At 66.8% G+C, this 15,599-nt stretch carries 13 protein-coding genes; 4 read left to right on the forward strand and 9 right to left on the reverse strand.

The annotated features are described in order from the left end of the window. Window positions 1-27 precede the first annotated feature (27 nt). Both hrpA and ACHL_RS11960 read left to right on the forward strand, forming a co-directional pair. Complete coding sequence (gene hrpA / locus ACHL_RS11955) at window positions 28-4,038, forward strand: ATP-dependent RNA helicase HrpA (RefSeq protein ID WP_015937543.1); 4,011 nt, start codon at window positions 28-30, stop codon at window positions 4,036-4,038. Between the two features lie 30 nt (window positions 4,039-4,068). Beyond that, a complete protein-coding gene (locus ACHL_RS11960; RefSeq protein WP_015937544.1) occupies window positions 4,069-5,052 on the forward strand; it encodes a beta-ketoacyl-ACP synthase III in 984 nt (327 codons plus the stop codon). Between the two features lie 54 nt (window positions 5,053-5,106). Here ACHL_RS11960 and ACHL_RS11965 read toward each other — a convergent pair whose 3' ends face one another. Genes ACHL_RS11965 through ACHL_RS11975 form a run of 3 tightly spaced genes read right to left on the reverse strand, consistent with a single transcriptional unit; the run spans window position 5,107 to window position 7,597 of the window. Further along, window positions 5,107-5,535, reverse strand: coding sequence for an HIT family protein (locus ACHL_RS11965; RefSeq protein ID WP_015937545.1), 429 nt, complete (start codon window positions 5,533-5,535; stop codon window positions 5,107-5,109). After that, window positions 5,532-6,704 carry an NAD(P)-dependent alcohol dehydrogenase gene (locus tag ACHL_RS11970; RefSeq protein ID WP_015937546.1) on the reverse strand — a complete coding sequence of 391 codons (1,173 nt, stop codon included), beginning with the start codon at window positions 6,702-6,704 and terminating at the stop codon, window positions 5,532-5,534. The genes ACHL_RS11965 and ACHL_RS11970 overlap by 4 nt, the downstream gene beginning before the upstream one ends. Beyond that, complete coding sequence (locus tag ACHL_RS11975; protein ID WP_015937547.1) at window positions 6,701-7,597, reverse strand: sulfurtransferase; 897 nt, start codon at window positions 7,595-7,597, stop codon at window positions 6,701-6,703. Before ACHL_RS11975 ends, ACHL_RS11970 begins: the two co-directional genes overlap by 4 nt. A gap of 203 nt (window positions 7,598-7,800) precedes the next feature. Here ACHL_RS11975 and ACHL_RS11980 point away from each other — a divergent pair, with 203 nt between their 5' ends. Next, the gene (locus tag ACHL_RS11980; protein ID WP_050767166.1) at window positions 7,801-8,850 is read left to right on the forward strand and encodes a PLP-dependent cysteine synthase family protein; all 1,050 of its coding nucleotides are present in this window, start codon (window positions 7,801-7,803) and stop codon (window positions 8,848-8,850) included. On the opposite strand, the gene ACHL_RS11985 is transcribed toward ACHL_RS11980, so the two are convergent. Next, window positions 8,847-9,503, reverse strand: a complete 657-nt coding sequence (locus tag ACHL_RS11985; RefSeq protein WP_015937549.1) for an MBL fold metallo-hydrolase — start codon at window positions 9,501-9,503, stop codon at window positions 8,847-8,849. The two genes, ACHL_RS11980 and ACHL_RS11985, sit on opposite strands and share 4 nt — an antisense overlap. 95 nt (window positions 9,504-9,598) lie before the next feature. Between ACHL_RS11985 and ACHL_RS11990 the strand changes: the two genes are divergently transcribed. After that, window positions 9,599-10,063: a Fur family transcriptional regulator gene (locus ACHL_RS11990; protein WP_015937550.1), complete on the forward strand. Its 465-nt coding sequence runs from the start codon at window positions 9,599-9,601 to the stop codon at window positions 10,061-10,063. A gap of 27 nt (window positions 10,064-10,090) precedes the next feature. Here ACHL_RS11990 and ACHL_RS11995 read toward each other — a convergent pair whose 3' ends face one another. The 5 genes from ACHL_RS11995 to ACHL_RS12015 all read right to left on the reverse strand — a co-directional run bounded on the left by ACHL_RS11995 (window position 10,091) and on the right by ACHL_RS12015 (window position 15,302). Next, window positions 10,091-10,966: a metal ABC transporter permease gene (locus tag ACHL_RS11995; protein WP_015937551.1), complete on the reverse strand. Its 876-nt coding sequence runs from the start codon at window positions 10,964-10,966 to the stop codon at window positions 10,091-10,093. After that, window positions 10,966-11,781, reverse strand: coding sequence for a metal ABC transporter ATP-binding protein (locus ACHL_RS12000; protein ID WP_015937552.1), 816 nt, complete (start codon window positions 11,779-11,781; stop codon window positions 10,966-10,968). The genes ACHL_RS11995 and ACHL_RS12000 overlap by 1 nt, the downstream gene beginning before the upstream one ends. After that, window positions 11,782-12,768, reverse strand: coding sequence for a metal ABC transporter solute-binding protein, Zn/Mn family (locus ACHL_RS12005; protein WP_015937553.1), 987 nt, complete (start codon window positions 12,766-12,768; stop codon window positions 11,782-11,784). A gap of 135 nt (window positions 12,769-12,903) precedes the next feature. Next, window positions 12,904-13,974, reverse strand: coding sequence for a hemolysin family protein (locus tag ACHL_RS12010; protein WP_015937554.1), 1,071 nt, complete (start codon window positions 13,972-13,974; stop codon window positions 12,904-12,906). After that, complete coding sequence (locus tag ACHL_RS12015) at window positions 13,971-15,302, reverse strand: hemolysin family protein (protein WP_015937555.1); 1,332 nt, start codon at window positions 15,300-15,302, stop codon at window positions 13,971-13,973. Before ACHL_RS12015 ends, ACHL_RS12010 begins: the two co-directional genes overlap by 4 nt. Window positions 15,303-15,599: the final 297 nt, after the last annotated feature.

The following is a 15,599-nucleotide window of genomic DNA, read 5'->3' on the forward strand; positions in this document are numbered from 1 at the left end:
CCCCGCCGCAGTAGACTGTCTGCAGCCATGACTTTTCACATTTCCTATCCCGCCGAGCTGCCGGTCTCCGAGCGCCGCGAGGACCTGATGGCAGCCATCGCGGCCAACCAGGTGACCATCATTGCCGGCGAGACCGGTTCCGGAAAAACCACCCAGATCCCCAAGATGTGCCTGGAGCTGGGATTGGGCGAAAACGGGCTCATCGGCCACACCCAGCCGCGCCGGCTCGCAGCCCGCACGGTGGCCGAACGCATCGCCGAGGAACTGGGCGTGGAAATCGGCCAGGAGGTGGGCTTCCAGGTCCGCTTCACCGGTGAAGTCAGCAAGGCCACCAAGGTCAAGCTGATGACCGACGGCATCCTGCTGGCCGAGATCCAGCGCGACAAGCTGCTGCGCAAATACAACGCCATCATCATCGATGAGGCCCATGAGCGCAGCCTCAACATCGACTTCATCCTCGGCTACCTGAAGCGGATCCTCCCCCAGCGGCCGGACCTGAAACTCATCATCACCTCAGCCACCATCGATCCCGAGCGCTTCGCCAACCACTTCGCCGCGCCGGAAACGCCGGCCCCCATCATCGAGGTCTCCGGCCGCACCTTCCCGGTGGAAATCCGCTACCGCCCCCTCTCGCAGCCCAGGGCGGAAGACGATGATGCCTCGGACGACGAACTTGAAGAAGACCGCGACCCCCTGGACGCTGTCTGCGACGCCGTGGACGAACTCGCGGCTGAAGCCCCGGGCGACATCCTCGTGTTCTTCTCCGGCGAGCGCGAGATCCGTGACGCCGCCGAAGCACTCCAGGCGCGCATCCAGGGGAACCGCCGGCTCGCCGGTACCGAAGTGCTTCCGCTCTTCGCCCGCCTGAGCCTGCAGGAACAGCACAAGGTATTCCACCCGGGCAGCAAGCGCCGGATCGTGCTGGCCACCAACGTGGCCGAAACCTCGCTGACGGTCCCCGGCATCAAGTACGTGATCGATACCGGAACCGCCCGCATCTCCCGGTACTCGCACCGCACCAAAGTCCAGCGGCTGCCCATCGAACGGGTTTCCCAGGCCTCCGCCAACCAGCGGTCCGGGCGCTGCGGCCGCGTCTCCGACGGCATTGCCATCCGGCTGTACTCGGAGGAGGACTTCGAGTCCCGCCCCCAGTTCACCGAACCGGAAATCCTGCGGACCAACCTTGCAGCCGTCATCCTGCAGATGACTGCCATGGGCGTGGCACGCGGCCCCAAGGACGTTGAGGAATTCCCCTTCGTCGAGCCGCCCGAGACCCGCGCCATCAATGACGGCGTCACCCTCCTGCGCGAACTCGGAGCCCTGGCTCCCCCGCGGTCCCAGGGCAAGGGTGGCCAGGCGGAAACCGGCAACCGTGGCGGCTCGCAGGGCGGCTCGCAGGGCGGTGGCCTGACCGCCGTCGGGCAAAAGCTCGCCCAACTGCCGGTGGATCCCCGCCTGGGGCGCATGATCGTTGAAGCCGGCAAGCGCAACTGCGTGCGGGAAGTCATGATCCTTGCAGCGGCGCTCACCATCCAGGACCCGCGCGAGCGCCCAACGGACAAGCAGCAGCTGGCGGCGGAGAAGCACAACCGGTTCAAGGACGAAAACTCGGACTTCACCGGCTACCTGAACCTGTGGAACTACCTGCAGGAGAAGCAGCAGGAACTCTCGTCGTCGGCGTTCCGCCGCCTCTGCCGGGCCGAGTTCATCAATTACCTGAGGGTCCGGGAATGGCAGGACCTCTTCACCCAGCTGCGGCAGTTGGCCCGCCCGCTGGGCATCACCCTGGACAACAAGCGGCTCACGGATCCTGTGGGAAACCACGACGGCGTCCACATCAGCCTGCTGTCCGGGCTCCTGAGCCACATCGGCATCCTGGACGAACGTAAGCGCGAGTACGCCGGCGCCCGCGGCAGCAGGTTTGCCATCTTCCCGGGTTCGGCGCTGTTCAAGAAGTCCCCCACGTTCGTCATGGCCGCCGAACTGGTGGAAACCAGCAGGCTGTGGGCCCGGGTGGCCGCGAAGTTCGATCCCGTCTGGGCGGAGCAGGTGGCCCCGGACCTGGTGAAGCGCAGCTACAGCGAGCCGCACTGGTCAACGCGCCAGGGGGCTGTGATGGCCTATGAAAAGGTGACCCTGTACGGCGTGCCCATCATCGCCCAGCGGCGGATCAACTACGGCCGGGTGGATCCGGTGGTGGCGAGGGAACTGTTCATCAGGCATGCCCTGGTGGAGGGCGACTGGCGTACCCACCACAAGTTCTTCCACCGCAACCGCGCCCTGCTGCACGAGGTGGAAGAGCTGGAAGCCAGGATGCGGCGCCGCGACCTGATGGTCGACGACGACACGCTCTTTGACTTCTATGACGCCCGGGTTGGCGCCGACGTGGTCTCGGAGCGCCACTTCGACAAGTGGTGGAAGGACGCCCGCAGGGACCATCCAGACCTCCTCGACTTCGACAAATCATTGCTGCTCAGCGACGATGCCGAGGACCTGGACGAGGCCGCGTACCCGAAAACCTGGCTGCACAAGGGCTTCGAGCTTCCGCTGAGCTACGAGTTCCATCCGGTGGCCCCCGGGTCTCCCCCCAACCCTTCGGACGGTGTCACGGCGGAAGTTCCCGTGCTGTTCCTCAACCAGCTGGAGGACGCCCCGTTCCGGTGGCTGATTCCGGGCCAGCGGGTGGAGCTGGTGACTGCCCTGATCAAGTCGTTGCCCAAACAGGTGCGGAAGAACTTTGTCCCGGCTCCTGATGTGGCACGCCAGGCCGTGGCCCTGCTTGAAGCCGACTTCGACCCGGCCGCGGATGCGCTGGAGCCCTCGCTGGAACTCGCCCTCCGCCGCCTCCGCGGAGTGGTCATACCGCCCGGTTCGTGGAACTGGGACGCCGTGCCGCCGCACCTGCGCGTGAGCTTCACGGTGGTGGACGGCAAGGGCAAGGCCCTCGGTGAAGGAAAGGACCTTGCGGCGCTCCAGGAGAGCCTCGCTCCGGCTACCCGCCGGGCCATTGCGGAGTCCCTCGGAGCCACGCCCGCCACAACGGCCCGCGCCAAGGGCCAAGGGGCGCCCGGGGCCGCTCCAGCAGGAGTAACGCCCGACGGCGGAGCGGGGCCGGCCGGGCAGCCCGCCCCCGCCAACGCCGGAGGCAGCCCCGCGGCTGCCGGATTCGTGGAGCGCGACGGCTTGACGGAGTGGAGCTTCGGCACCGTCGAACGCCAGGTCAGCAACATGGTGAAGGGCCATACGGTGACCGGATACCCGGCGCTGGTGGACCAGGGAGCATCCGTGTCACTGCAGGTCTTCCAGACCCCGGACGAGCAGCTGGACGCCATGCGGGGCGGCGTAATCCGCCTGCTGGCGCTGCGTGTGCCGGCGCCGGACCGCTACGTCCTCGAACACCTGAGCAACACCGAAAAGCTCACCTTCAGCCAAAATCCGCACGGCTCAGTGTCAGCCCTCATTGCCGACTGTGCACTGGCGGCCATCGATAAGCTCACCCCGGCAGAGCTGCCGTGGGACAGGAACGCCTTCGACCGGCTCTATGAGGTGGTCCGTGCGGAGCTGATCGACACCGTGTTCAGCGTGACTGCCGTCGTGGAGCGCATCCTCGCCAGCACCCGCCGGATCGAAAAGCAGCTTAAGGGAACCACCAGCCTGGCCCTGATCAGCGCCCTGAACGATATCAAGAGCCAGTTGGAGCAGCTGGTCTACCCGGGTTTTGTGGCACGCACGGGCTACGCACAGCTCAGCCAGTTGCCCCGGTACCTCACGGCCATTGAAAAGCGGCTGGAACGCCTTCCGGGCAACGTCCAGCGCGACGCCCTCAACATGGCAGTGGTCCAACGCCTCGAAGACGACTACGACGATGCCGTCCCGGCGTTGCTCCCCGGGCGGCGCGCCGGGCGCGATTTAACCCAGGTGCGCTGGATGCTCGAGGAGCTCCGGGTGAGCCTCTTCGCCGTCGAACTTGGAACTGCCTACTCCGTCTCGGAGAAGCGCATCCGTGCCGTACTCAACAAGGCCCTGGCCCCCGCCTAGCGGGCAACTTACCCCACGAGAGGAAACCCCATGGAGATTTCGCTTGCCCACGGGCCTGCCGGCACCGAGATAGCCGGCCTTGGCCACGCACAGCCGGTGCGCGTCATGGACAACCATGAACTCGAAGGCATGATGGACACCAACGACGAATGGATCCGCCAGCGTACCGGCATCATCACCAGGCGCATCGCCGCGGAGGGCGAAACCGTGGTGGACCTCGCCGTTCCGGCCGCCCGGATGGCGCTGGAAGACTCCGGCGTCCCGGCTGCGAACATCGACCTCGTCGTCGTAGCCACCACCACGGCAGCCGAGCGCTCCCCCAATACCGCCGGGCGGGTGTCAGCAGCCCTCGGGCTGGGACGGGACGGCCGGGGACCAGCCATCATGGACGTCAACACGGCCTGTTCGGGATTCGAATACGCCCTGGGGATCGCCGACCAGGCCATCCGCACCGGAAGCGCGTCCCACGCGATCGTGGTGGGGGCCGAAACCCTGTCAGCGGTGACGGACTGGACGGACCGCGCGACGGCGGTGCTCACCGCCGACGGTGCGGGCGCCGCCGTCGTACGTCCTTCCAACACCCCGCGGATCGGCCCGGTGGTGTGGGGTTCCGAAATCGGCATGGCCGACGCCGTCAAGATTTCCCCGCCCTCGGGACGCTTCGCCCAGAACGGCCGCGAGGTGCTCCGCTGGGCCCTCACCAAGGCGCCGGAACGCGCCCGCGAGACCGTGGCCCGCGCGGGCCTGACGCTGGACGACATCCAGGTACTGGCCGCGCACCAGGCCAACCTCCGCATCATCGAACCACTCGCCGAGGCCCTGGGCATGACGGACCGCGTTGTCATCACCGATGTCACAGAGTCGGGCAACACGTCTGCTGCCAGCGTGCCGCTCGGCTTGAGCAAGTGGTGGCACTCCGGCAAAATCCCGGCGGACGTCCCGGCACTGCTCTTCGGGTTCGGCGGAGGCTTCACCTACGCCGGCATGGTGGCGATGACGCCCCGCCGCGCCTAGCGGAGCCCACCGGGCTGCTGATTGCCGGCACATGGCGCCGGCAATCAGCAAGGCCTAATCGGCCGGGACGAACTCCCCGTACCCGGCAGCCCGGAGCCCCTCGCGGAGTTTGGCGGCATTGGCATCGAGCACGGCAGGGTCCGGGTTCTGGTCCGCGGACCCGAAGTCGAAGTCTGCCATGGTCCGTGACGGCCACACGTGGACGTGCAGGTGGTTGATCTCGTACCCGGCCACGATCAGCCCGGCCCGGCTCGCGCCGAAGATGTCCACCTGGACTGCGCCGATCCGCCGCGCCACCTCCATGACTTTCGCGAGCGTCTCGGGCGACGCGTCCGTCCAGCGGTCCACTTCCTCGGTGGGAACCACCAGGGTGTGCCCGTCGGCCAGGGGCCCGGTGGTGAGGAAGGCACCGACACCGTCCTCACGCCACACAAACCGGCCGGGTATCTCGCCATTCAGGATCCTGGTGAAAAGCGTGCTCATACGTCTGCCTCCTTGGCGGGTGAGTGAAGGGTTCCGGCGTCCAGCACGAAACGGTACTTGACGTCGCCGGCAACCATCCGGTCGTAGGCTTCATCAAGCTGGTGCGCACCGACCACTTCGATATCGGCCAGCACGCCGTGTTCGGCGCAGAAGTCCAGCATCTCCTGAGTCTCTGCGATACCGCCGATCAATGAGCCTGCATAGGCCACGCGGCGGCGGATGAGGGTCCGCGGATTGACCGGAGGCATCTCCCCGGACGGCAGGCCGAGCTGGAACAGCGCGCCGTCCACGCGGAGGGTACGGAACAGTGAGTTCAGGTCGTGCGGCGCCGCGACGGTATCAATGATGACGTCGATGGTCCGGTTGGCGCGCGCCATGGCGTCCTCGTCCCGGGACAGGACCACCTCGTCCGCTCCCAGGTCCAGTGCGGCGGCAACCTTGGATTCCGAGGTGGTGAAAACGACCACCCGTGCACCCATGGCCTTGGCGAGTTTGACCGCCATGTGCCCGAGTCCGCCCAGGCCCACCACACCCACTACATCGCCTTCTTCAACATCGAAGTGACGCAACGGAGAGTAAGTGGTCACACCGGCGCAGAGCAGCGGCGCGGCGGCAGCCGGGTCCAGTGCGTCCGGGACTCGGAGGACGTACCGGCGGTCCACCACGATCAAGGAGGAGTAGCCGCCCTGGGTTACGGCGTCCCCGTTCCTGCGGTCCGTGGCACCGTACGTGCCGGTCATGCCGTTTTCGCAGTACTGCTCCAGGCCGTCGAGGCAGCTTTCGCATTCCCGGCAGGAATCCACGATGCAGCCGACGCCCACGCGGTCACCCACGGCGAAGTCCGTGACGCCGGCACCGATGCGGCTGACCCGTCCCACAATCTCGTGGCCGGGAACCAGCGGGTAGTTTTGCCCGCCCCACTCGCCCCGGGCGGCGTGGACGTCGGAATGGCAGAGGCCGCAGAATTCGATGGCGATTTCGACGTCGTCGGTCTTGGGGGCACGGCGGGCAACGGTCAGCGGGACCAGGCCACTGTCCGGAGAGACGGCTCCGCGGGCTGCAGCCAGCAGCCCGGCGGCACCGCTGGCGGGGAGGCCGCCGCCGGGAAGGCCGGCAACGGGTTCGACAGGTTTGGCAAGGGGCGGGGGAACGGGGCGTCCTGGGGTCATAGTGCGACGCTACCCTTGCCGGCGGCGCCGTTTCCAGCCGGCTCCCGGGCGCTACTTCCGGCTTCGGGGCCTGTGGCCACGGGGAGGTCCGGGTGGTTCGACCACTCCGAGAACGAGCCCGGGTACAGCGCCGCCGCAAATCCCGCGGCGGCCAGCGCGGCCACCTGGTGCGCGGCGGTCACACCGGAGCCGCAGTACACGGCCACGGGTACCTCTTCCCGGACGCCCAGCGCCTCGAACCTGCTCCGCAGCGCGTCAGCCGGCAGGAATATGCCCAATTCATCGATGTTCTCCGACGTCGGCGCGCTGACGGCGCCTGGGATGTGCCCGGCACGCGGGTCCACCGGCTCAACCTCGCCGCGGTACCGCTCCCCTGCCCGCGCATCGAGCAGGAGCCCGCTCTCCGCCCAGGTGGCGGCAGCACCGGCGTCGGCCACGGGCATGGCGCCGTCGCCCAGGGCCACGTTCCCCGGTACCGGCTGCACCGGTCCCGTTTCGACCGCCAGGCCGGCGGCCCGCCAGGCGGCCAGGCCGCCGTCGAGCAGGTATGCCTCGGGGAACCCGGCGTTGCGCAGCATCCACCACGCCCTGGCGGCAGCCATGTTTCCGGTGTCGTCGTAGGCCACCACCACGTCGCCGTCGTTGATCCCCCAGCCGCGGGCAGACGCCTGGAAGTCCGCCGGCGCGGGCAGGGGGTGCCTCCCCCGCCGGGGCTCTGCGTGGGCAGCAAGTTCCGTGGCCAGGTCCACGAACACGGCGCCGGGCAAGTGGCCTGCGAGGTAGTGGTCCCTGCCGTGCGGATCCCCCAGCGCCCACCGCACGTCCAGCAGCACGGTGCGCCGGCCTTCCGCGAGGAGCCCCGTAAGCCGGGCCACGTCCATGAGGGGATTCATCGTTCTCCTTGGGTGGTTGCCATTGTGCTTCCACTCTAGGCCGGTGCGCTCCCGTCCACGGGTAGGCTGGTGCGGTGGCAAACGGATACAACGGCAATGCCGACGGCGGCAACGCGGGCGGCGGGGGCACCGCGGACAGCGGGAGCAGGAATGCGGACGGGAGCGGCCGCGGGCGGCAGGACCGGGAGTGGGCCGACCACGCGATCCGCAGGATCACGGCGGAGAACAACCGTTCCGCCGACACCCATCTCTATGCCATTCCGCTGCCTGAGCACTGGGGCGTCCAGCTTTACCTGAAGGATGAGTCCACGCACAGGTCAGGCAGCCTGAAGCACCGCTTGGCACGTTCCCTCTTCCTCTTCGGCCTGGTCAACGGCTGGATCCGTTCCGGTACCACCATCGTCGAGGCCTCCAGCGGCAGCACCGCCGTCTCCGAGGCCTACTTCGCCCAGCTGCTCGGGCTGCCGTTCATCGCGGTCATGGCCCGCAGTACCAGCCCGGAAAAGATCGCACTGATCGAACAGTTCGGCGGTTCCTGCCTCCTGGTGGATCACGCCTCCGACGTGTACTCGGCGGCGGAAGAGGTGGCCGCCACTTCCAACGGGCACTACATGGACCAGTTCACGTACGCCGAGCGGGCTACGGACTGGCGCGGCAATAACAACATCGCCGAGTCCATCTTCGGCCAGCTCAGCCGGGAAGAGCATCCGGTGCCGGACTGGATCGTGGTGGGAGCCGGAACAGGAGGCACCAGTGCCACCATCGGCCGTTACCTCCGGTACCACAGCCATCCCACGCAGCTGCTGGTGGTGGATCCCGAGAATTCAGCCTTCTACCCGGGGTGGCTTGGAGAAGGGACCGGCGCCACAGTCCCCGCCACGGGGCTGCCGTCCCGCATCGAAGGCATCGGACGGCCGCGCATGGAACCGAGTTTCGTGCCGTCAGTGATCGACCGGATGGTCCAGGTCCCGGACGCGGCGTCCGTCGCTGCCATGCGGCATCTCCGGTCCCTCGCCGGGCTCCACGCCGGCCCTTCAACGGGTACGAATCTCTGGGGCGTGTGGCAGCTCGTCGCGGAGATGGTGGCTGACGGCCGCCGCGGCAGCGTCGTCTCTCTGATGTGCGACGGCGGCGAACGCTACGCGGGCAGTTACCACAACGCCCAGTGGCTGGCCTCCCGGGGCCTGGAACCCGCGCCGTGGGAAGCGGTCATTGCGGAGTTCTTCGAGACCGGCCGCTGGACGGCAGCCTAGATTTCCACCGATTCCCCCGCATCCAGGTGGGCGTAGTCGGTGCCATACTTTGCACCGATCCGCTTAACATGGGCCTCCACGATCTTCAGGCCATTGTCATTGAGCAATCCGTCATGGATCTGGAAGGCTTTCGGCGCGCGCACGCCCACCACAAAATCCACTACCTCGCCGGCCTTGCTCCACGGTGCGTGCAGCGGAACCAGAAGGGTCTTCACACTGATGCCGTCAGGGATGATGAAGGAGTCCCCCGGGTGGTACAGGTTTTCGTCCAGCAGGAAGCCGATGTTTGCCACCACGGGAATCTGCGGGTGGATCAGCGCATGCTGGCCGCCAAAGCTCCGGATATCGAATCCGGCTGCCTGGAAGGACGCTCCTGGTTCCACCGTGTGGATCCGGTCCTGGGCATCCCCGGTTTCGGAGCGCATCCGGGCTGCGACGCCCGCCGGCGCATACAGCGATAACCCGCTGTTGCTGCGCAGGGCATCCGCCACAGCATCGACGTCGATATGGTCAGCGTGTTCGTGGGTCACCAGCACCGTTTCCGCACCGGCCAGTGCTTCCCCGGTTTCGGAAAAGTTGCCGGGGTCGATCACCAGGACCCGGTTGTCCTTCTCGAGGCGGACACAGGCATGGGTGTATTTCGTCAGCTTCATAGCGCCAGCCTAGGGCGGGCCCCGGAAGGGTGTCCACGGAGCTCCGGCTGGTAATCTTGATCGTTGCCACCAACACCACGGAAGCGAGTTCATCCATGCCGCTCGGCGCCAAGGCTGATTCCACCCCGCCCGCCCCGGCTGCGGGCGCCGGCAAGGAACAGCGCGTCACCAAGCAGCGCCTCGCGGTCAGCGCGGCACTGGACGACCTGGACGACTTCGTCAGCACCCAGGAGCTGTACCGGATCCTGCAGAACCAGGGCGTCTCGGTATCCCTGGCAACCGCCTACCGCATCCTCCAGTCGCTTGCGGACGAGGGACTGGTGGACGTGCTGCGCAACGGCGAGGGCGAGGCTGTCTACCGGCGCTGTGCCGTCACGGGGCACCACCACCACCTGCTGTGCCGCAACTGCGGCAAGGCCGTGGAGGTGGAGGCGCCCGCCGTCGAAACGTGGGCTGCCCGCACCGCTGCCGAGCACGGCTTCACCGAGGTGGCGCACACCGTGGAAATCTTTGGCCTCTGCCCGGACTGCACCGCGCTCAAGGCCGCCGGGCGGCTCTAGGACGGGAGGCTTTCCGGCCGAATCCCGTCAGCGCGGCTGCAGGACCCGCCCGTTGATGCCCCTGCGCTGCCGCACCGACCCGATGACGCGGCACACCACATAAATCAGGAACGACAACGTGGTCACATACGGGCTGATGGGAATCCGCCCGCCGAGGGCCAGCAGGATTCCGCCCACCGTCGCCGTCACAGCGAAGGCCACACTCAGGGCCACCACGGCTGCCGGGGAAGATGCCACCCGAAGCGCGGCCGCCGCAGGCGTAATCAGCAGGGCCAGCACCAGCAGGGCGCCCACCACCTGGATGGACAGCGCCACACTGACTCCCAGCAGGACCATGAAGACGATGGCCAGGGTCCGCACCGGTACACCCCGCGCCTCGGCAAGCTCGGGATCCACGCTCGCGAAGTTCAGCGGCCGCCACATGGCAACCAGCGCAATCATGACCACCACGGCGGTGCCTGCCAGTGCCTGGAGCTGGACGGTGTCGACGGATACGATCTGGCCGGTCAGCAGCCCGAATTTGTTGGCGGCGCGGCCCTCATAAAGGGACAGGAAGAGGATTCCCAGGCCGAGCCCGAAAGGCATGATGACGCCGATGATGGAGTTCTTGTCGCGTGCCCTGACGCCCATCAGCCCCAGCAGCAGCGCCGCGGCCACGGAGCCCACGAGGGAACCGAAAACGATGTCCGCGCCGATGAGGAGCGCGAAGGCCGCACCGGCGAAGGACAGCTCGGAAATGCCGTGCACCGCGAAGGCGAGGTCCCGTTTCATGACGAAGGTTCCCACCAGGCCGCCCAGAAGTCCCAGGATGGCTCCGGCCCAGATGGAGTTCTGCACCAGGACCAGCAGCTCACCGTAGTTGTCGAAGTTGAAAATGGCTCCGAGGATGCTGTCCATGTCCATCAGGCAACCTCGCCGGCGAGTGCATGCGGTTCGGCATGGTGGTGGGTGGTGGCGTCAGGAAGTCCCACCACCACCAGCCGGCCGTTGGCGCGGATGACTTCAACGTGGCTGCCGTAAAGGTCGGACAGCACCTCGGTGGTCATGACGTCTTCGGGCGTTCCCACCCTGAACCGGCCGCCGGCCAGGTAAAGCACCCTGTCCACATAATCGATGATCGGGTTGATTTCGTGGGTTACGAACACCACGGCGCTGTTGCGTTCGCGGCACTGGTTGTTGATCAGGGCGCTGACTGCCTGCTGGTGGTGCAGGTCGAGTGAGAGGAGCGGTTCGTCGCACAGGAGCACCTGGGGATCCGAGGCAAGGGCCTGGGCCACCCGCAGCCGTTGCTGCTCGCCGCCGGAGAGCTGGCCTACCGGCACCTTCGCGTAGTCGGCCGCACCCACCAGCTCCAGGAGCCCGTCGATCTGCCGGCTGGTCTTTGCCGACGGGAGCCGCAGCCCCCAGCGGTGACCGTCCACGCCCAGTCCCACCAGGTCGCGGGCGCGCATGGGAGTGTCGGGAGCAAAGGATTTTTGTTGCGGGACGTATCCAATCAGCCTGCTGCCACGCTCCACGGGCCTGCCGCCGATATCGACGGTGCCGCGGTGGAGGTTTTGGAGGCCGAGCAGGACCTTGAGGAAGCTCGTTTTACCGCTGCCGTTGGGTCCGAGGACCGCAAAGAACTCGCCGGGATTGATGTCCAGGTCGAGGTCCTCCCAGAGCGTCCGCTCGCCGAACTTCAGGGACGCTCCGGTAAGGCTGACCGCTGGTTCCACCTATTTGCTCTCCAGGATAGTGCTGATGTTGTCCACATTGTCCGTCATCCACTGCAGGTACGTCTTGCCCTCGGGGAGGGTTTCGTTAAAGTCCACCACCGGGACGCCGGCCGCCTCCGCTGCCTTCTTCAGGGCCTCGGTCTGTGGCCCTTCGGTCTGTTCGTTGTAGGCGAGCATCCGTACGGACTTGCCGGACACCAGGTCCGTGGCCGCCCTGAGGACGGCGGGCGGCACGTCCGTGCCTTCCTCGATGGCAGCGGTGTAGTCCGCCGGGGTGGCGTTGACCAGGCCCGCATCTTCCAAAAGGTAGAGCGGCACGGGTTCCGTGACAGCCACCTGGGCTCCGCCCCCTGACGCCTTCAGGGTGTCCAGCTTTCCGTGCAGTTCCTCCAGCGACGACTTGAACGAGGCCGCGTTGGCCTTGAACTCCTGCGCGGATTCCGGCTCCCGTGCCGACAGTTTGGCTTCCAGCTCATCGGCGAGGTGCTCCATGGCATGCAGGCTGTACCAGACGTGTTCGTTGAACTCGCCATGGTCGTGTCCGTGGTCTCCTGCCGCGGCATCGGCGCTGGCGGAGGGCTCTGCCTCCTCGCCGGCGTGCTCCAGCCCGGAAAGTTCGACGGCGTCCAGCACGTTTCCGGCGTCGAGCTTGCTCCCGTCCACCAGGGTATTCATGAAGTCGTCGTACCCGCCGCCGTTGGTGATCACCAGGTCGGCCTTGGAGACAGCCAGCCGGTCCTGGGCGGTGGCCTCGTAGGAGTGCGGGTCCTGGCTGGTCTTGGTGACGATCGAGGTCACGCTGACCTTGTCGCCACCCACTGACGACGCGATGTCGCCGTAGACGTTGGTGGAGGCAACAACATTGATTCCAGCCTCGTTGGACTGCGTCCCGGGCGAAGCGCTGTCCGGCTGGGCGCTGCATCCGGAGAGCAGCAGGCCAAGTCCGGCAAGGGCGGCCAGGGACGGACGGACGGCAGAGCGGCGCACGGAAAACCTCGGTTCACTGGGGAGGGGAACGACAGATGCCCAGCTTATACCTAAATGGGAATCATTCCTATTTAGGTTCGGGTAAGCCCGGCCCCGAGCCGCCGCCGGGGACCGGACTCAATGGCACTGCGCTGCCTATCCCCCGTTGGGTTGCCCCAGCCGTCGGATGCCGGTGGCCTGGGTAGCGTCCCGGATCTCGCCGACGAGTTGTTCAATGACATCCTCGAGGAACAGGATGCCCTGGGTATTGCCGTCCTTGCCGATGACGCGGGCAAGGTGCGAGCCGGTCCGCTGCATGACGGACATGGCCTTTTCGATTTCATCGCCCAGGGCCAGGTTGGCCAGGGAACGGACGCGGCTTTCCGCAATGGGCAGCTCGTACGCCGTCGGAGGGATGGACAGCACATCCTTGACGTGCAGGTAGCCATACAGGAGATCGTCCTCATCCAGCATGGGGAACCGGGAAAAACCCGTGCGGCTGACAGCCTTTTCAAACTCCACCGGAGTAGTCGCAGCCTTGAGCATGACCAGGCTGTCCAGCGGAACCATGATGTCTCCAGCCGTGTATTCGGAGAACTCAAGGGCGCCGGTGATCAGGCCGGCGTCGTCGTCCACCAGTCCGTGCCGGGTGGATTCCTGCACGATGGACTGGACCTCCTCGAGCGTGAAGGACGAGTTGACCTCGTCCTTGGGCTCGATCCGCAACAGCTTGAGGATATGGTTCGCCGACCAGTTCAGCACCGAGATGACGGGGTGGACCAGCCGTGCCACGAAGACCAGCGGCGGGGCCAGGAACATCGCCGCCTTGTCAGCGACCGATACCGAGATGTTCTTGGGCACCATCTCGCCAAAGGTGACGTGCAGGAACGTGACGAACATCAGGGCCACAGCGAACGCGGCAACATCGGCCACTTCCACGGGCAGGCCCACCAGCTCCAGCGGCGCGGCCAGGAGGTGGTGGATCGCAGGCTCGGCCACCAGCAGGATCAGCAGCGAGCACACCGTGATGCCAAGCTGCGCGCAGGCCAGCATCAGCGAGACGTTCTCCATCGCCTTCAGGGTGGTTTGGGCCCGCTTCGACCCGGCCTCCGCCAAGGGTTCGATCTGGCTGCGCCGGGCGGACATGATGGCGAACTCGGCCGCCACGAAGAACGCGTTGCCGAGCAGCAGGAACGCCAGCCAGACGATGCCGGCCCAGTCGCTCATGATGGGCTCCCGTCGTTGTTGCCGTCCGGCTCAGGGGCAGCCGGCCGGAAGCAGATACGGTCGATGCGGCGCCCGTCCATCCGGGTAACGCTCAGCGTGCCGCCGTCCACGGCCACCGTGTCCCCTACCGCCGCGATCCTGCCCAGTTTGCTCATCACGTAGCCTCCCACGGTTTCGTAGGCTGCTTCGTCCGGGACGGTCAGGCCCGGGATCTGCTCGGACAACTCGTCCGGGCGAAGGAGTCCCGGGAAATACCAGTCCCCGGAGGCGCTCTGCAGCAGCCCCGGGCGCACCTTGTCGTGTTCGTCGGCTACCTCGCCCACAATTTCCTCGACCAGGTCTTCGAGCGTGGCAATGCCGGCGGTGCCGCCGTATTCGTCGAGGACCACCGCCAGCTGGAGGTTGCCTTCGCGGAGTTCCGCCAGCAGGGCGTCAAGGTGGATGGTCTCGGGAACCCTGAGGACTTCGGTCATGATGGCACCGGCTTCCAGCTTGTGCCGCCTGTCCGAGGGCACGGCCACGGCCTTCTTGACGTGGACCAGGCCTTTGATGTCGTCCGCAGAGTCGCCGATCACGGGGAACCGTGAGTATCCCGTACGGCGCGCCGCGTCAACGATGTCGGAGACCGGCTGGTCCGCGTCGATCATTTCCACCCGGATGCGCGGCGTCATGACGTCGGCCGCGGTCCTGGAGGAAAAATTCAAGGTGCGGGACACGAAGTTGGCCGTACCGGCGTCGAGCGTTCCCATCGCAGCCGAGCGGCGCACCAGTGACGCCAGCTCGGACGGCGTGCGCGCGCCGGAGAGCTCTTCCTTGGCTTCGAGCCCGAAGATGTGGAGCACCCGGTTGGAAAAGCCGTTGAGGACCACGATGGCCGGCCTGAAGACCGCGGTGAAGATCAGTTGCGGCCTGGCCAGGGCTTTGCCGACGGGGAAGGACAACGCGATGGCCATGTTCTTGGGAACGAGTTCGCCAAGGAGCATCGACAACAGGGTTGCCAGCACCATGGCGAGGATCAGCGAAATTGATGCTGCAGCTACCTCCGGCAGGCCAAGGGCCGTCAGCGGCCCCTCCAGGAGGCGGCCCACCGATGGTTCCATGACGTAGCCGGTGAGCAGGGTGGTGAGGGTGATGCCCAACTGGCAGCTGGAGAGCTGTGTGGAGAGCGATTTGAGGCAGGTAAGGAGGGGAACGGCGCCGGCGTCACCGGCGTCGACAGCCCGCTGGACCGTGGGCTGGTCGAGGGCAATCAGGGAGAATTCGACGGCGACGAAAAAGCCTGTGCCGGCGATCAGCAGGAGCCCTGCCGCCAGGAGTAGCCACTCCATTCAGCACCCCGCCGGGCCGGACAGGCGTCCGGTGATCAGGGGGCTGGGGTAGCGGACCGGCGGCGGGTGGTCGGCGGATGCCCTGCCCCCGGGAATTTCGACCGGGGATGCCGACAGCAGATGATGGGCGCGTGTTCGGGGTTTGCCGGCTCTGCGGGTGGGCTGTGCGGCGCTGTGGTTCCTGCTCCGCTGACAGCCCCCAGGCCGGCACCTAGATTTACTGTCCATAAGGATTTCAGTCTACAGGAGCGCCTGTCCCCGGCCCGTTCCCCGGCACCGGCAGCGGACTCCCGATCC

Source organism: Pseudarthrobacter chlorophenolicus A6 (assembly GCF_000022025.1).
Taxonomy (GTDB): Bacteria; Actinomycetota; Actinomycetes; order Actinomycetales; family Micrococcaceae; genus Arthrobacter; species Arthrobacter chlorophenolicus.